This is a genomic window from Leptolyngbya sp. GGD (assembly GCF_026735145.1).
In the GTDB taxonomy this organism is placed as follows: domain Bacteria; phylum Cyanobacteriota; class Cyanobacteriia; order Leptolyngbyales; family Leptolyngbyaceae; genus Leptolyngbya; species Leptolyngbya boryana.
Map to the genome: position 1 here is coordinate 252,499 of NZ_JAPQKE010000006.1, position 17,825 is coordinate 270,323.

Genomic DNA, 17,825 nt, shown 5'->3' on the forward strand with positions numbered 1-17,825 from the left:
ATTGATCTACATCCGGAGTGACTTTTCCGAGCGAGTATCCTATCACCGTCCGTCTAAATGTCCAATCCCCTTATCAGATTAAACGAAATAAAGGGACAATCGCGCATTGCTCCTATCCTCGCAACGATTGAAGTCAAGGTTCGCACAATAAGTCGAAATCGCGTTGGCACGATCGCTTGATGCCTGGGCTTGTGATCTAAACGGCTGTGCTGAGACAATCTGCTCAAAAGCTAGGAGCCTTATTTCTGGAAGAGTTTACGCCTGAATCTGTTCCCCGTCTCATCTCAAAATTGCGGCACAATTCTAGAGATACCCATGCCTTATTGGGAAGCCTTTCGATGTCGAATTAACCAAACCACAAAGGCGATGACTAAAATGCCGAGAACAATCTTAGAAACAGGCGCAAGATATTCATCCACCAATTCATACTGGTCGCCCAAAACATACCCAACATACGTTAAAGCAGCAGTCCAAATCGTTGTCCCGATCGTGGAATACACCAAAAACGGCATGAGTCGCATTCCACTTAACCCCGCAGGGAGCGAGATCAACGTGCGAATGCCGGGAACGAGTCGCCCAAATAAAACGGCTTTGGTTCCATGTTTATAAAACCAACGATTGACTTTATCAATGTCTTGACCGGTTACGCCGATCCATTTGCCATAGCGATCTGCCAGTTCTCGAATTCGCTTCTCGCCGATCAAAAGTCCACCATAGTACCAGAGCAGCGTTCCTAAGATTGTCCCCACCACACCAGCCAGCACGGCATACTGAAAGTTCATATCTCCTTTCGAGACAGTGAATCCAGCTAGCGGCATGATCAGCTCGGACGGAATGGGCGGGAATAGATTTTCCATGAACATGAGAAATCCAATTCCGATGTATCCCAGCGACTGCATTGTACTGGTAATCCATACAGCTAAAGCTGAACTCATTTAAGGTGACTCCTCTGTCTCGTAGGTTTCCGTGCGCGGACGATCGCACAGGTTCATGATATGAACTTTTATGAAACTTTTACGAACAAGTTCGAGCCAATCCGCACAGGTTAGATAGAACTTCTCCAGTCCTTTAAATTCAAAAAACCGACGCTAAACTCAGCCAACGCGTAATATTTTCAGGCAGTTCAGTATTCAACCGCATGGGTAACTCTGGCTTCGATAGCGATCGCGCATAATCCGGGGTTAAGAACGGCTGATAGGTTTTGGCAGCAGGAGTCGCTTGTTGCACAAATGCCAAAGTGACCCCTTGCAACAATCGCCGCAATGGTTCAACTTCCTTGCCCCTGCGCTCTTTGACTAACGTTCCTTGCGCCACGGCTCCACTGAAATTGCCGGGATCGCTCACACTGAGATGGGTTGTCCCAATTGCCGTTAATAAATACTTCGGAGTCGGTAATTGCAAAAAGGGTTGAAGCTGCTGCGTAAATGCTGGAGCTAACCGATCGTCGGTACTGGTCAAGATCATCGTTGGCGTAGCCACAGATTTTAGACCTTCCTTACCAAAAATTTGCCCGATCGCCGGGTTGAGCGCGATCGCTTGCACAATTCTTGGATCTCGAACACTAATTCGGTTTTGGGGAAGTTCAGCCGCTGCACATTGCAGCCAATCCGCTGGAACCCGCTCTAATAGACCACTTTCTCGACAGAAATCGCGTAATTCATCAATCCGCAACTCAGCCCCAGCCAGCGCCAACGCTTCATACCCCCCCAACGAATGCCCAATCATTGAAACTTTTTGAGTATTGAGTTTCCCTTGTAGTTCGCCCGGTTGTTGATTCAATTCCGCAAAGCGATCGAGCAAAAAACTCACGTCTTTGGGGCGATCAATAAACTCAGTTCCAGGCACTAAGCGATCAGGATTCAAAGCGGGCAGTGCTCCACCACGCGTGACAAACGGATGCTCGATCGCGGCGACTGTAAATCCATGCGATGCCAAATGTCGAGCCAGATATGTTAAAAACTTCCGATTTGCCTCAAACCCTGGCGCAAGCACAATCAAAGGCGCTTGAGGATTGGTCGAACTCCAATACAAATCCACGGGCAATTGGCGATTCCGTTGATCATCGAAGAATGAAAAAAACTGTTCTCGAACCGGCTGATTTCCAGGCGCAGATGGATCAAGTTCAGCGCGAAATCCTGGATTGCCCGCTGGCAAACTATTCGTTAATAGCGATTGAATCCCTTGAGTTTTCCAGTAGGAAAAATTCAACTGAGACGCGATGCCTAGCGCTTGGGTGACATCGATCGTCACTGTATCTTGTGGAATCGCTTTGATCACCCCAATTGCATCGAGTTGATTTGCCTGCCGAGCTGCTAACCAAAACCCCGCTTGCAGCGTTTCTAAACTTAATTCTGGAGCAGCTTGTCGGATCGAATTTAAAACCTGCTGCCCCGATGGAGACTTTAACAAGTCTTCAACAATCCGCGTGCCCAAGTTGGGATCAAGCTCTAATCGACTCGTCAAAGCTTTGCGAAACTCAGGAGTCAGAATTGCAGTATAAAGCTGAAGCGATGTAGAGACTTTTCCACTTTGAGCAAACTGTTCTAAATCCGCAACCTCGATCGATTGCTCAAACGGTCCAAATCGCAAATTTAAACGTTCAGCGGCGAAACTAGGAGCAACGGCTGACAGGGCTAGGGCTGCACCCCACATAAAACTATGACCGAGTGTTTTCAGGGAGACGAATCGCTTCACGGTAAGACTTCCTATACCAGCTTGTGTGCGCTATGTTCGACTTTAACCCCGACTTAAATCCTCTGCCAAAGTTCCTAATTATTTACGCTTCACGAGTCACTACTCTGAAGCCGAGCGCACATCCCGCTCTGTGCGCACCCAAGTTTTCTGCGGACGCACTAAAAACTTCAGATACACCGGAATCTTCCACAATATGTACATTGGAACCGTGATCAGGTCGCGCAGCGATAAATCGTCGCGCCCAAACTTCGCCCAAGCTCCAAAAACTGTCCCTGCAAGACAAGCTCCAGCCGCGATCGCAATCATTCCAGGGAACCAATGCCCACTTATCCAACCCCAAAACAGCGTAATGGCACTGATTGCCAACCAGCTCATGACATACAGCGATAAGGGCGGGACACTCAGCTCTAGAGCAACTCCTAGCGCATCCAAATTTCTTCGCTGAATTGCACTCTTGATTAAGACTGGAACAAAGGTGGTGATCGCTTGCAAATGTCCATGCTCCCATCGGGTGCGTTGACTTTCACCCGCACGGCTATTCTGCGGCAGCACCCCCGTTACTCGTGCCTCTGGACAATAAAGGGGGGCAAATCCAGCGATCGTTAAATCCACACTGATCTTCATATCTTCAACGATATGACCGCTCGCTAAACTCACGGCTTGAATCGCTGCCCAAGGAAACGCCATCCCTGTCCCCGTTAATAAACACGGCAGCCCAAGATGAGTTAATCCGAGCGGTCGCACCAGATTTTTGAGCGTGAAAGCAAATGCGGCAACAGAGTGTTTAGCCGTCGCTTGAGGCGGTTTCTGGAGTAAATAGGTCGCCTGAACCGGTCTGCCCGTTGCCATCACTGTATCGACTAATTGTTCGATCGTGCCTGGCTGCACCTGACAGTCTGCATCCACTACAATCACGACATCAGGTGGATCTGCAGCTAGATGCGTTGTGCCATAGTCCAAAGCATATCCTTTGCCACGCCGGAGTGTGTCATGGCGCTCTAGTACAGTCACACCCATCGATCGAGCAATTTCGGCAGTTCGATCCGTGCAGTTATCTGCAATAACAATCAGCTGATCTTGAGGTCGCTTTTGTGCTGTTAAGGTTTGCAGCGTCTCTGCAATTTCAATTTCTTCGTTGTGAGCAGGGACTAAGATCGCCACCCGCGCAGATGAAGACGACGGATAAGCTGGCTCGATTCGCCGTGCGAACACAGCAGCCAGAGTTTCTAACAATGTCCAGCAGCTCAGCCCCAAGAAAAGAGCTGCAACTCCCAAAAAACAGGCACTCAGCATAAATACAAAATCAAGAAGATCGGTGTGGTTACGGTCAGATGATTTGCCGCAACCCTTTCACATCTACAGAGAATCTGAGACTATTTTGTCAGTAACGAACGGACTGAACGAGCACCTTCTCCCCGTTCCGAAACCTGCTCACGCGGGCTGGTGTAGTAGAAGTAGCTGTCCGGCTCATAACGCACGTTGACTCCATTCGCAACCAGGCCTAGAATATTTGGCTCAGAGCGATCGAGTAAAGATTTAGCAGCAGAGATGCTGCCAGCATCAGCTACGCCCGGACGAACTGTGATCAAGACGCCATCCGCCATTTTGCCTAGGACAGCTGCATCTGCAGTTCCCGCTAGGGGTGGCGTATCAAACAGGACGTAATCATAATCCTTAGCAATCGTTTCTAACAAGGTCGTCATTGCTTCGGAATCCAAAATTGCCAGGGGATTCGGTGGCATGACACCCGCAGTCAGAATCGAAAGATTGTTCGTAATCGGCTTGACTGCTTGGCGCAGTTCGCTCTGATCGACAACCACGTTACTCAACCCAACCGAGTTGACAATGCCCCACAAGTGATGCTGCGAGGGATTTCGCATATCGGCATCGACGAGCAAGACTTTGCGACCCGACTGTGCCATCGTAGCGGCTAAGTTCGCTGCTACTTCAGACTTACCTTCACGGGGTACCGCACTGCTGATTACGATCGTCTTCACTTTCTTGTCGAGACTCATAAACTTCAGATTGGCTTGCAGCATCTGATAAGCTTCATGAATCATCGATCGCGGTGAAGTCATTGCAATCACCCGTGGCGAAATGTCATCGGCACTCGGCGAAACGATCGTTGGCGTATCACTGGTTTCAAACTTCGGAACTAACCCCAACATTGTGTAGCCGTATTGCGCTTCGGCTTCTTTGACCGTCTTCAGCGACTTGTCCATCATGTCTCTAAAGAATGCTGCCGCAACTCCCAAGAGCAAGCCGATCATTGTGCCTGCGGCTAAGAGAATCAACCGCATCCGTCCGGTTGGCTGTGTCGGAACAAGAGCGTTTTGTAGCACACGGGCGTTGCCAACTTGCTGATTTCTTGCAACTTGAATTTCTTGCAAGCGGCTTGTGAGATTCTCATAAGCCTTCTGTGCTAGGTCTTGCTTACGCTCTAATTCGCTTTGCTGTTTCACTAATGTTGGGGTTGCTGCCATGCGGCTGCGGAAGCTTGACTGCAATCCAGCAAGCGTTCCTACACGGCCCTCTAACCCTAATTTTTGCGACTGCAGAGTGGCTAGGCTCTCTGCTAATTTCCGCTTGATATCGCCGACTTGTAGCGCACCAGGAGCAACTTGCACACTTGCTCCGACTGCTTCGCTCACCCGAGATTGCAGTAGTGCATTCAAGTCTTGCTCTTGTTGCTGCAAGGTCTGAATTTGCGGAGTGGTGCTCTTGAAGCGAGCTTGCTCAGTGACCAAACGAGTTTGGACTTGTTGCAATTGGCTCAAGGCTTCTTGAACTCCAGGCGACTGGCTGAGTGAAGCGAGATCGATTGCTTGCCCTGTCTCTAACCCTAACTGATCGCGCACGACTTGCTCTTGACGGGCGACGTCTGCTAACTGCGATCGCGCTTGGTTGAGCTGATCTTGTAGGAGCGAGAGCGAATTAATATTTGCAGCGGATTCGCGTTCTAAATCTACAATCTGATTTTGAGTTCTAAATAGGCGTAACTCTTCAGAGGCTTTTTGCAACTCTGCTTCCGCTCGCGGCAGTTGGCTTTCAATAAAGCGACCTGCTTTATTTGCTTCTTCTTGGTTCGTCTTCAGATTATTGTCGATGTAAGCCTTCATGATCTGGTTGACCACGTTTGCTGCCATCTCTGCGTCATTATCGCTGTACTTCAAGTTGAGAATGTCCGTTGTCGGCACTGCCTCAACCTTGAGCTGCTTGCTAAGTTCCTCGGGATCCATCGGACGACCCTTGGAGTTTTTCAACTGCAGAGTATCGATCACACGCTGCAAGATCGGATACGACGTAACGACAACCGCTTGCGTGTCAAGCGGGTTACCCTCGCGCTTGAGCGATTCCAGTGTCCCGACTTTTTCACCGACTCCGGTTAAAGAGGTCGTGCGGTTCGACTGAACTAAGAGTCGCCCGTTTGCTTCAAAGCTAGGACGTTGCATCGAAGTAGCTAGCCCAACCAGCCCAACGGTTGCTGCAAGAACAGTAGCAGCAGTTAACCAACGGCGTTTCAGGATAAGCCAATAGTTTTGAAGATCGAAGTCTTCAGAATATTGCTTGGTCTCCATTTTCATGCTTGTCATAAAGGGGAATTGAGGAATGAGGGACTCATAACCTGGGGAACATAGGAAGCCGAAAACTGATGGCGCTGAGAATGATTTGAGAAGCAAACAGGATTCGGTTGAGATGCAAGCCTGAAAATATTCGGCTTTGAGTTCAGTCAACCGATACGACTTTGAGCGCAGCTTTTTAAGTACAGTTTCGCTAGATGGTATCGCGTTCGGATCACCTTGTCAGCCTTTCTCCCATAACTATGCCATAACTTAGCCTTCAAAAAGGTGAGATTAAGGATTTGATATAGAAAATATGCTGAAATGCATCCGTAGTCTCCCTAGATTGTTTTCATTAATGATCGTGATTTTTTATGCGATGCAGTGGTCGGTTCGGATGCCCAGGGGTTTTGATAATTGCGAAAGCGCTGCTGAAGAATCAGCCAGAAGAACGGCAGGTCGTGAACGAGATACCGTTTCCAAAGTCGCTTCGGTTCACACAGAATCCGGAACAACCATTCCAGTCCTACATCACTCATCCAGCGAGGAGAACGCTGGATTGTGCCAGCTTCAAAATCGATCGTCGCCCCAATCGCGAGAAAGGTTTTGACATTCGGAAGCTGATCTTTATAGTTTGTGAGCCAGAGTTCCTGTTTCGGTGCGCCAACCCCGATCGCTAACACGGTTGCGCCAGAACGATTGATCAGGTCAATGATGGCTTGGCACTCTGCTTCGTTTCGCTCGAAACCGAAAGAAGGAGAATGAGCCGCAACAACCATGTTGCGACCAACCTTGTCGTTAATTCGAGTTCGGGCAACCTCTGCAATGCCAGGAGCAGCCCCAAGAAGGAAAATTTTGACGCTGGGGTCGTTTTGATAGTACGTGTAGAAAGCTGGAAACAGATCAGAGCCAGAGATTTTTTCTTGCACCGGGGTTCCTAAAAAATAGGAGGCATATACTAACACACGACTATCACAGACTTTGAAATCCGCCCCTTGATAGGCACGGTAGAATTCATAGTCATGCTGTAACTTCATGAGATGATCCACATTGGGTGTAAAGACTGTCCCGCCAAGCCGCAGCTTTTCGAGTAGCTCAATCATCGTGAGGTTGTGGATTCCAATGTTAAGAAGGTGAACCTGTCTCATTACTTTGCCCGAAAGATCTCTACTACGGCTTGCCCAATGGAGAGCTAGAGCCTGTGCACCGAAATATCTGTCCCAGTTGGGAGACATATTTCGGTGATCTGCTGATTTGCACCCGTATCAAGTTGAAAAAACAACACACAAGAAGCCCAGCTGATTCAGAAGTTATTGTGAGCAGTTGCCCTATCGAACTCCGAGGCGGCTCTGTATGTAATCTAAGTGGCTTTCTGAAGGTGCGTCTACTCGCTTTACTGAATCTTCACGCGACTATTAAGGGATTATTCGGTTAGGGAACCGTGGAACTACGGAACATGTTTCTAATGAATCTGTGAAGTTGTTAATCATCTGTTACACAAAGACAACACACGAAGCGCTCTAAAAGTTTTGCTGCGCCTGATCGTATTGAGCTAAGCGGTTTAGAGAGAAGCTATCTTCTAATTTGGAACAACATACTTTAATCAATTGAATGATTAACAACAAATTCATTAGCAGAATTTTTCTATGAATTTGATACAAAATAGGCTCAAGATTTAGCGATCTCACCAATAGAGATTTTGATAATTTCTCATCATATTACTGGATAAAATCTGACATAAATCCATGAAACTAACTGTCTATTTATTAACAGGCCTGCTTTTGAAATATCACAAGACTTAGATTCTAAACACCTGATTTACTAATTTAGACGTATATAGACTTCCAGTCCAACGAAGATGATATGCATTTACGCCATCACTACATGAACTATTTTATCGTTCTAATGATTTGAGACTAGGTTTTTTAGGGCGTTACCAATTTACAAAAGAATGGATTTACGTTGTTCTAAACTAGAAGTCTTTCAGCGTGGGCGCAAGTTGCGCTGTTATAAAACAAACAGAATTATATTGAAATATATCTAAGATCGTCAATTTTCAGCTTAAATAAAACCTGAATCTTATCAACGCTATTTTTTAGGAATGTATCATTTATTCTCAAGGAATAGTCTAGCTTGCAATACCAGAATATCTTGCAAGTAGAATTGGTGCATTATGATAATTTAGCCATGCTTTAGAGCTAATTTTATCAATGTCAGAACTGGGCATTTGAACCATTTTACGAGCGCTCTATTGTAGATTACGTGAATGCACTGAACAATATCTTTTTCGCTCTAAAAGTCCAGATTTTCTTCATTGATGCTTTACGAAGGCTTGCCGCACTCTAGGCTATGGTCTGGCATACCCAACTACATGATCGACTCAATTCGATTGAGAACTTTCTACCTCCTTGGATATAGGCAGAGTTTTTTCAACGAGAGTATGGAGCCATAGCAATGCTTTTTCGGCTGAATCGCTTGGGGAGTGCTCGATCTAGAATCACACGATCGAGCTTCCTTTCAACAGTTCAGGTTGCAGTAGTGAATTCTAGGCTTGGCAGTATGATGGGCTACTTAGACGTTGCTACTTCCCGTGGAAATTTGTAGATCTGACCGAGATCGATAAGAACCAGCAGACTATATGACTTCAGAGAGAAGACGCGATCGCTTCGCAAAACAAAGCCCCCTAATAGGCGCGGTTGAATCACCTGTTAGGGGGTTATATTGCTATATATTAATATGCTTATGTAGGGTTATTTAGTAATGGGAGCAGCAGGAGCAGCCATTGCTGCTTCTAGGTTCAACACATCATCAGATGTCCCTACGGGAACAGCTTTTGGTTTAAGGATTTTGGCAGGAATCCCAATGGCAGTTTCTCCAGCTCCAATATCTTTGAGAACTACTGCATTGGCTCCAATACAAGCATCATCTCCAATCACAACCTTTCCTAAAATCTTCGCCCCTGCTCCGACATTTACCCGATTTCCCAGCTTCGGGGCTTCGTAGGCGCGATCCAGATAACGATTGCCTAAGGTACAGCCTTGGCGAATAATGCAGTCATCTCCAATTTCACAATTTCCATGAATGACGATCGCACTTTGATGCTCGATCACCACTCTTCGCCCTAGCTTGGCACTATAAGGTAACTCAATGCCGTAATGGTTGCGAACTTTGCGAAAGAGCATACGGTAGAGCACACTCAGCGGAGCACGCAAGGCAAGAGGCTGAATTTGCATTCTCCAAACCCCAAAACGGTAAACGGCAACGGCTCGAAATCCGGGTTTTGTCCAGTCACGCCCATGGGCATTCCAGTCTTCGACAATTTGTTGCCACAAGGTTAGGGAGTCGGGTGCATTGCTCATGGATTGAGGCTCTTGTCTAAGGGTAGGGTGAGTCATTGAGAAGAAACGATCGAGAGGAAACTATTGAGAAGATTGCACAAGTGGAACAATCAGATCACGGGTTTCAGTCAAACCCCTTTCTACAGCAGGCTTTGCAGTCATATCTTTAAAGAGATTGGCAAGCTTCTGCGCCTCGATCGCCACATCGTGCTGCTCCAGCACTCGTGCTGCTCCAGTTTGCCCCATTTGAGCTAGGACTTCGGCAGGAAGTTCGATCGCAGTTTTAATTGCAGTGGTGAGTTCTGCGATAGAGCCTGCAGGAACTAGCCAACCGCAATCATTCGGGATGACCAATTCAGGAATGCCTGCGATATAGGTACTAATCACAGGTCTGTGTAAGGCGAGTGCTTCCATTAAGGCAACAGGTAGCCCTTCTGCAAAACTCGGAAGAACTAAAGCACGCGAAGCGAGAATGTGTTCGCGCACTGTTTCGCCACTTGCCCAGCCTGTAATTTCGACGTGATCTTGAAGGTTTCCTTCAGCGATCAAAGCTTCAATTTGAGGACGTAAGGGACCATCTCCTACAAGCACTAGCTTAATTGCAATGCCTGCAGCAACGATCGGCTTAATCGCTTCAACTAAAAGCAGTTGCCCTTTCGCTTCACAGAGTCGTCCGACACAGACGATTTTGGGTTCTGAAGGAATAGGAGTGGCGCCTGTGAAGAAAGACCGATCGACTCCACAATGCACAACTTGAATCTTGTCCCATTGCGATTGATCGCACCAGCGATAAAGCTGGCTTCTGCTAAATGAACTCACCGTTGCGACGAAAGAGGAACGCTGAACCTTTTCGACGATCGATAAAGACTGAATCATGTCGAATTCTTCAGGTCCGTGGATTGTGAAGCTGTAGGTTGGACCACCTAGGGCAGTGCACAGCATCGCAACGGTCGTTGAATTCGTGCCGAAATGGGCATGGATATGCTGAATACCGTCTGCTTGAAACCAGTCGTTTAGAACACAAGCTTCAGCCAAATAAATCAAATGGCGTAAGACTCCGCGATCGGAGCGTCGCCCAAATTTTACAGCGAGCTTAAGTGCCTGGAGAACTTGATGAGGACGAGTGACGATTGCGGCTGCCAGACTCTTCAATAATGTAAATCCACCGCTCTCTAAAACTGTGCGGGTGAGCGCCAGTTCTTTTTGATCTTCGTCATCTACGAGTTCTGCATGACAGGAGCGGATGGCATACCGACCGACCGAAATACCGCTAGCTTCGACTCCGTGAATCTCACGCCGAATGAAACTGTGACTGACTTTCGGATACTGATTCACCAGATATGCAATTTTAGTCATATCATTTTTCATAAGACTTCAGAGTGCAACTTACGGATAGGAAATTAGTCTCAGTATAAGAACGGAGCATCTTTTCACAATTCTTTGAGCTTACTCTTTTTCATTCTTTGCTGGAAGTCATGGAATTGTGAAGGAGCGATGAAAATATTGAACCACGCCATGGAATAGCACTGAAACGCTGCGAATGTGATCTAGGTCTACCGATAAGATTGATTCATCTGTTCATGGTTAAAAGGTTCTAATCACGATTACTGTAAATGCAAATATAATTCTTTTGAAGATAATTTACTGTCATCCTAATTACATACCGCAACGATTGATGGATGGGGCGATTTATAGATAGAGCAGCAATCTATCAAATCCTAAAAGTTATAGATTGTTACTCGTGACTGTGCAGGGCTTGTAATCATTAACTTGGACAAAGTTGAGCGACTTAAGATCATGTTGGAAAAAATTGGGGTAGTCGCGATCGGCAGAAATGAAGGAGATCGACTGGTGCGATGTCTGAAATCCTTGGTCGCCCAAATGCCAACCGGAACATTGATCGTCTATGTGGATTCAGGATCAACCGATGGCAGCGTTGCATTTGCGGAGTCGCTTGGAGTTCAGGTTGTCAATTTGGATTTATCGATTCCGTTTACGATGGCGCGGGGGCGAAATGCTGGATTCCGGCATCTGGTCGCCCAGGTTCCAGATCTCAAATATGTGCAATTCATTGATGGCGATTGCGAACTCGTTGAAGGATGGATCGAGACTGCGATCGCGGCATTCGCGAGTGACGCAACATTCGCGATCGTGTGTGGACGACGGCGAGAGCGATTTCCAGAGCGATCTGTCTATAACCGTTTAGCTGACATGGAGTGGAATACGCCTGTGGGAGAAGCAGAAGCCTGTGGAGGCGATGCTTTGATACGGGTCGAAGCGATCCAAGCCGTGGGCGGATATAACGAAACCCTGATCGCAGGTGAAGAGCCTGAGATGTGTGTGCGCTTGCGGAAATTGGGCTGGAAGATTCAGCGAATCGATGCCGAAATGACGCGACATGATGCCGCTATGCTGGAATTTCGGCAGTGGTGGAAGCGTTCAGTTCGTGGCGGTTGGGCAATGGCAGCGTGGACAGATTTACATGGCGCGCCACCTGAACGGTATATGGTGCGCGAAAATCGCAAGCACTGGGGCTGGGTCATGGGACTGCCGCTAGTTGCAATCGGGCTAGCGTATTTTACGTCAGGGCTAAGCTTGCTCGCCTTTTTGGGCTATCCGTTGCTGTGCTGGAAAATCTATCGCTATCGTCTGAGTCGGGGAGATTCGGCATCTGATGCGCGATCGTATGCAGGATTTTGTGTGTTAGGAAAATTTCCTGAATCGATTGGACAGTTTAACTATTGGTCAACTAAGCTACGTGGTCAACAAGCTAAGTTAATCGAGTATAAAGAGCCTGCGGTTTAAGCAAAGTGTGAACTGCGATCGCGCTTTGGAACAGACTAAAGTCATCGAATTGAACGTTAGATCAAAACAGCGCGGCTCCATTCATGAATGGAGCCGCGCTGTTGCAAGAGAGGCGATCCGTCCTCAAGTCTGAGACTCAGAGAACTGTCGCAACTGTGAAACTTCTGGAACTCGTTCACGTTCATCCTCAAACGCTGGCACTTTCTGCTTCACCGTCAGAATGGTAGCAACAAACAAAACCCAGTAGATATTTGCCAGCCGCAACATGTAGCTCTCGGTGACATTATTTAGCGCTAGAAAGGTCAAAAAGCCCAACGCCCAAAGATGCTCTGGATGCTTAGACCCATACGCTTTCATCAGAGCCATCACAAACCCAATCACATAGCAGATTAAAAACAGCGCTAATCCAACCAAACCAACATCTAGAGCGACTTCAATAAACCCATTGTGAGCGTGAGGTGCATTAAAGCTCTGGGATAGATAATAACCAATCGCCTTTGGATACGGGCTTTCAGGCGACCAGAACGCACTGCGACCAAAGCCGAACCAAGGGCGATCCCACAAGCGATCAAGCGCAACTGACCAAATGTAGGTTCGTCCCGTCAACGTCGGATCTCTTCCAAATGCTTTAAGCAACTCAGTCCAATTCGATAAGACCCCAACCACAGTCGAACCTAAGACTAAAACTCCCAAACTTCCAAGCACGATCGATTTTCTCCCTTGCCATCGGAAGTTTCGATAAAATGTCATCATGGCTAACATCGCGACACCCAAAAGCAAAGCCGTTCTGGAGGTCGAGAGCAGAATCAGTGCAGTTGCTCCAGCAATCCCAATCCATTTGAGCCAGCGATCGCGCGGATGTTCAATCGGCAGCGCAAAGAACGACACCATTGCGATCACCATCATGCTGCCAAAGGTGTTTTTGTAGTCGTAAATCCCTTTCCACGCCCCAGGGTGATCGACAAGATGTTTTCCAATCGAGGGTACGCCCAAGGCAAGCGCAGCACTTGCTAGTCCCCCGATCGCAAATGTCATCGCGTAAAGTTTCACCTGCTGAGTCAGTGAAAACCGAGTAGCGATGTACAGCCCAAAGGTAGTCATTTGGAGCACTTCTCGATTGGCGAGGAGCGTCCATTGGGGAAAGTCTGACCAGGCGAAGGAGAAAAGGACAATTCCGATAAAGAGCCACAATATCCAATCTCGCTTCACTGTGATGATGGCGCGCTTAGCATTGAGCATCACTAGTAAGGTACTCACTAACCAGATGAAGTACCGTATGGCGGTCATCACAATCACTGGAACAGGACCAGATGTGGTTCCATCCTCACTGCCTCCCAAGGCAAGACCGCCTGTAAAGAAGGTTAAGCCGAAGATGACGAAACAGGTTTCAGCAAATAGAAGCAGCTTTTTCACGTCTCAGTCTATGGATTGAATGCAATATCTCGATCGAGACCTGCAATGAGTTTAAAGGGTCTTGCTCCTCAAAATCACATTCGACACCCGAAATCCGGAGAATCTTGACACTGCCTTACCAATTATGAGGAATTCAACAACCGTAAAACTCCGGAGTTTGATCACCGAAAAATCTGATAAAAACCTTTCACAGTAGTAATTTCAATGATCAGCACAAGCTAACTTTACACAAATTAAACATTCTTTGATGCAAACCTAATGATCCCGGGTTTTTACATAGATTTTCTGCAAAGTTGATCGGAGTTTACAGAATCAGCTTGTCCCCTAGCGTATATTCTACGTGTTCTTCCGCGCCGATCTTGAGAGCAAACTTGTGCTTTAAAGAACAAAGAGGAACAGTCGGATTGATGGGCATTTCCCGAGATGTTCATCTTCGTCTTTTCTATACGGAATGAATAGTGCTACTCACTTTATCTTTAGGTGCATTGAAGTAATTTTCGCAACATCGTTGTGAAGAAAGCTTTGCTCTATCGGAGTGAGTGTGATTGAAAGGATTCGATTTGGCAACGGAGTAGTTAGTGTGAACGTCAGTGACCTCAGAGCTTTGAAAGATAATCTGGTTATCGAAACTGATCTATGTATTGTGGGAAGTGGTCCAGCAGGACTCTCAATCGCGAAAGAGTTTGTAGGAACGAATGTTAAAGTTGTGATTTTAGAAAGCGGGGGCAAGTCAGAAGAACCTGAAACGCAAGCGCTGTATGAAATTGAAAATATTGGTGCGCCGCGCCAACTCAATCAAGATGTAATCCGCTCTCGAATTTTGGGCGGATCGTCTCATATTTGGACAGGTCGGGTGGCACCGTTTGATGAATTAGATTTTAAGGAACGATCGTGGGTTCCTTACTCAGGTTGGTCAATCTCTCGTCGTAGCCTCGATCCTTATTTAGTCCGAGGCGGCGAGAATCTGGGGATTGGTCCTCACTGTTATGATGAGCGGCTTTGGGAAAGATTTAGAGTCAATCGCCCTGCTTCGCTGAATACATCAAAGGTGCAGCCTGTGTTCTGGCAGTTTAGCAAACATGTGACAAACCGCCATGAACCAATGCGATTTGGACAAGACTTTATGCCGGAGGGCGCGCCTAATATCCAGTTGATTCTGCACGCGAATGTCACGCATCTCAATACGAATCAAGCTGGAACGAAACTGGAATCGGTTGAAGTTTCGACACTAGAAGGGAAAAAAGCCTGCGTGAAAGCTCGAGCGATCGTGCTTGCCTGTGGTGGAGTCGAAAATGCCCGGCTCATGTTGGCATCGAATCGGATTGTGCCGCATGGCGTTGGTAATCAAAACGATCTCGTTGGGCGCTTCTTAATGGATCATCCAGGCTGTGTGTTGGGCAGTTTTGACCCAGACTCGGCACAGGAGGTGCGCAATCGCTTTGGGCATTACTGGCTAGATGATGCGAAAGGACGGCATGTGTATCTGCATGGTATTGCCTTAAGCCACAAATTACAAGAGAAAGAGCAGTTACTCAACTGTGCAGCCTATCTCGAAACAGTGACCTCTGAAGATGATGCTTGGAACACGTTAAAAGACTTGAAGACCCGCTTGAAAGAAGGAAAAATTTCGCTCAAGTCTTACCAAACGGCTTTGAACGTCCTGACTCGTTCCCCTGAGATTGGACATGGGTTGTATCGCCGCTACATGAAGCATCGCCCCACGATTAACAAGGCAGAAAAAGTGGAATTGTTCTGTCATGTTGAGCAGCGTCCTGATCCCGATAGCCGCGTGATGTTGTCGGATAAAGTCGATCGCTTAGGCATGCCGATTTCCAAACTGAACTGGAAAATTAGCGAACAAGAACGGCAATCGGTTCGACGCTTAGCGCATTTAATTTGTGATGAATTCGATCGCTTAGGTCTACCGAAGCCAACTCTGTCGGCTTGGTTGGATCAAAAAGAAGGATGGGAGTCGAACTTTAGCGATCGCGCTCATCCGACGGGCACAACGCGCATGTCAGATGATCCCACTCAAGGCGTGGTCGATTCTAATTGCCAAGTTCATGGCGTAGAAGGACTGTTCATTGCAGGTAGCTCTGTTTTCCCAACGGCGGGCTATGCTAATCCGACGCTGATGATTGTTGGTATGTCCCTGCGGTTAGCCGATTGGTTGAAGTTTAACTACTTACCAAGAGCACAGAGAGCGATCAAGCTAGAACAGAGCGTAGTGTAGAACGCAATCATTCGCAAATTCTGCTTCTACCCGAGGCAGAATGTCTTGCTAAAAAAAGAGACGTTGCGATCGCAACGTCTCTTTCTTAATGATGGAGATGTGATTAAACCTTCATCGCCTTCGCCAATTCTGCTGCAACTTCAGGACGTGAGAATTCAGGTGGCGGCAACTCACCCCGACGCAGCATTTCTCTCACTTTCGTCCCTGACAAGTGAATGCGTTCTTCTGGCAAACTCGGGCTGGTCTTGGTCGTCGCCATCCCTTGCGTCCGAGTGCAGTAAAACGCATGTTCAAATTTCAGAGGCTGAATGCCTAATGCACCTGGCTCAAACTCATCAAAGATGTATTGAGCGTCGTATGTGCCGTAGTAGTCGCCGACTCCTGCATGATCTCGTCCCACAATGAAATGGGTACAGCCATAGTTTTTCCGAACGAGCGCGTGAAAAATGGCTTCGCGAGGTCCGGCATAGCGCATGGCTGCGGGATTGATGGCGAGAATGACTCGATCGTTGGGGAAGTAATGCTCCAACATGATTTCGTAGCAGCGCATCCGAATGTCTGCAGAGATGTCATCTTCTTTCGTTGCACCGACCAATGGATGCAAGAACAATCCATCTACGGTTTCCAAGGCGCACTTGATGATGTATTCATGCGCTCGGTGAATTGGATTGCGAGTTTGGAATCCAACTACTGTTTTCCATCCTTTTTCTCGGAATGCAGCCCGTGACACGGCTGGATCAATCTGATAGGACGGAAATAACGGGTGCGGATCACGCTCTAATAACCAAACCTCGCCTGCCAAATTGACATTGCCCTGAGCGTAAACAACCGCAACTCCAGGATGCTTTTCTTCATCGGTGCGGTAAACCTTTACGGCTTCGCGCGCTTTGTCATAGGTGTATTTTTCGCTCAACTGCAATACGCCGATATAGCGTCCAGTCGAGTCATCTAAGCGCACTAAGCTGCCTTCTTGTAGCGGTGCAGCAACTTCTTCAGTCACCGAGAGTGTGACCGGAATCGCCCAGGGTAACCCATTGGCAAGGTGCATTTCTTCGACCACACGATCGTAATCGGCTTTGCCCATAAATCCGGTCAAAGGGCTAAATCCACCGATCGCGATCAGTTGTAGATCAGAGACTGCTCGTTCGTCTAATTGAACACGAGGCAGGAATTCAGCTTTTGAGAGGAATTCTTCGCGCTGAGCGCCAGTAACAATGCGGTTAATTAATTCTCCGCCGTGCGGTGCGATGCCGTCAGGGTGACTCATGGTATGGAAATTAAAGGGTTTAAATTTCCGCTTTTCACATCGGAAAAGTGGTCTTTATTAAAGTTAGCAGGATGTGTGCCGATTTTGTAATATCGCTGTTCAGAAAAATAGAATGGCAATGCAATCAGCTTTTTGTTCTGTTGAAGAAGATTTTGATCTAATCGGGACAAATTCAGTTCGCTGACTTTAGCGATCGACAAGGGCACGGTATTCAAGCTATCTATTCAAGTGACAAGGCGCTCATCTGCATAGCGTGCCTAAAGCTCAATTTAAAGCTCAAGTAGAACCACTTTTTCGACAAGCAATTGTTACTTAGCAAATGCTGTGAACGTTTTCTGTTGATGTGATACAAGGTCGCATTATCTATCCTAGTAAGCTCTACATCAAGCTGATAGTAGTTCTCGTTATTCTATGAGTTTGGTCTTCAATCAGCTAGCAATGCTTTTTGCTTGAATTTGATATTTGTTTTTACCACCCCAAGTCTAAGTTTGAAATCAAGCCGAAATCTTCATTGT

General features: G+C 47.2%; 11 protein-coding genes. 2 read left to right on the forward strand and 9 right to left on the reverse strand.

All coding sequences use genetic code 11. The features are described from left to right. Positions 1 to 320: 320 nt before the first annotated feature. The 7 genes from OU814_RS24515 to OU814_RS24545 all read right to left on the reverse strand — a co-directional run bounded on the left by OU814_RS24515 (position 321) and on the right by OU814_RS24545 (position 10,948). On the reverse strand, positions 321 to 935 hold the full coding sequence (locus tag OU814_RS24515; protein WP_190651956.1) for a DedA family protein: 615 nt from the start codon (positions 933 to 935) through the stop codon (positions 321 to 323). 139 nt (positions 936 to 1,074) lie between these two features. Next, entirely contained in the window at positions 1,075 to 2,694 is a 1,620-nt protein-coding gene (locus OU814_RS24520; protein WP_268242359.1) for an alpha/beta hydrolase, read from the reverse strand. Between the two features lie 99 nt (positions 2,695 to 2,793). Continuing rightward, on the reverse strand, positions 2,794 to 3,987 hold the full coding sequence (locus OU814_RS24525) for a glycosyltransferase family 2 protein (protein ID WP_268242360.1): 1,194 nt from the start codon (positions 3,985 to 3,987) through the stop codon (positions 2,794 to 2,796). An 80-nt stretch (positions 3,988 to 4,067) separates the two neighbouring features. Continuing rightward, complete coding sequence (locus OU814_RS24530) at positions 4,068 to 6,272, reverse strand: GumC family protein (RefSeq protein WP_017288690.1); 2,205 nt, start codon at positions 6,270 to 6,272, stop codon at positions 4,068 to 4,070. Positions 6,273 to 6,595: 323 nt separating this feature from the next. Continuing rightward, positions 6,596 to 7,357 (reverse strand): WecB/TagA/CpsF family glycosyltransferase, encoded by a 762-nt coding sequence (locus OU814_RS24535; protein ID WP_017288689.1) that lies wholly within the window; start codon positions 7,355 to 7,357, stop codon positions 6,596 to 6,598. A gap of 1,647 nt (positions 7,358 to 9,004) precedes the next feature. Continuing rightward, a complete protein-coding gene (locus OU814_RS24540) occupies positions 9,005 to 9,613 on the reverse strand; it encodes a serine O-acetyltransferase (protein WP_017288687.1) in 609 nt (202 codons plus the stop codon). A 60-nt stretch (positions 9,614 to 9,673) separates the two neighbouring features. Further along, on the reverse strand, positions 9,674 to 10,948 hold the full coding sequence (locus tag OU814_RS24545; protein WP_268242361.1) for a glycosyltransferase family 4 protein: 1,275 nt from the start codon (positions 10,946 to 10,948) through the stop codon (positions 9,674 to 9,676). 441 nt (positions 10,949 to 11,389) lie between these two features. Between OU814_RS24545 and OU814_RS24550 the strand changes: the two genes are divergently transcribed. Next, entirely contained in the window at positions 11,390 to 12,397 is a 1,008-nt protein-coding gene (locus OU814_RS24550) for a glycosyltransferase (protein ID WP_268242362.1), read from the forward strand. 123 nt (positions 12,398 to 12,520) lie between these two features. On the opposite strand, the gene OU814_RS24555 is transcribed toward OU814_RS24550, so the two are convergent. After that, positions 12,521 to 13,810 carry an O-antigen ligase family protein gene (locus OU814_RS24555; protein WP_017288684.1) on the reverse strand — a complete coding sequence of 430 codons (1,290 nt, stop codon included), beginning with the start codon at positions 13,808 to 13,810 and terminating at the stop codon, positions 12,521 to 12,523. Positions 13,811 to 14,390: 580 nt separating this feature from the next. On the opposite strand from OU814_RS24555, the gene OU814_RS24560 reads away from it, so the two are divergent. Then, positions 14,391 to 16,043, forward strand: a complete 1,653-nt coding sequence (locus OU814_RS24560; RefSeq protein WP_268242363.1) for a GMC oxidoreductase — start codon at positions 14,391 to 14,393, stop codon at positions 16,041 to 16,043. A gap of 103 nt (positions 16,044 to 16,146) precedes the next feature. Here the strand turns inward: OU814_RS24560 and sat are convergent, their stop codons facing one another. Continuing rightward, complete coding sequence (gene sat, locus OU814_RS24565; protein WP_268242364.1) at positions 16,147 to 17,310, reverse strand: sulfate adenylyltransferase; 1,164 nt, start codon at positions 17,308 to 17,310, stop codon at positions 16,147 to 16,149. Positions 17,311 to 17,825: the final 515 nt, after the last annotated feature.

What these genes read in the sequence shown, in the direction of transcription:
- OU814_RS24530 (WP_017288690.1), bottom strand. Translation starts at nt 6,272, where the DNA reads ATGGAGACCAAGCAATATTCTGAAGACTTCGATCTTCAAAACTATTGG.
- OU814_RS24545 (WP_268242361.1), bottom strand. Translation starts at nt 10,948, where the DNA reads ATGACTAAAATTGCATATCTGGTGAATCAGTATCCGAAAGTCAGTCAC.
- OU814_RS24540 (WP_017288687.1), bottom strand. Translation starts at nt 9,613, where the DNA reads ATGAGCAATGCACCCGACTCCCTAACCTTGTGGCAACAAATTGTCGAA.
- OU814_RS24550 (WP_268242362.1), top strand. Translation starts at nt 11,390, where the DNA reads ATGTTGGAAAAAATTGGGGTAGTCGCGATCGGCAGAAATGAAGGAGAT.
- sat (WP_268242364.1), bottom strand. Translation starts at nt 17,310, where the DNA reads ATGAGTCACCCTGACGGCATCGCACCGCACGGCGGAGAATTAATTAAC.
- OU814_RS24515 (WP_190651956.1), bottom strand. Translation starts at nt 935, where the DNA reads ATGAGTTCAGCTTTAGCTGTATGGATTACCAGTACAATGCAGTCGCTG.
- OU814_RS24525 (WP_268242360.1), bottom strand. Translation starts at nt 3,987, where the DNA reads ATGCTGAGTGCCTGTTTTTTGGGAGTTGCAGCTCTTTTCTTGGGGCTG.
- OU814_RS24535 (WP_017288689.1), bottom strand. Translation starts at nt 7,357, where the DNA reads ATGATTGAGCTACTCGAAAAGCTGCGGCTTGGCGGGACAGTCTTTACA.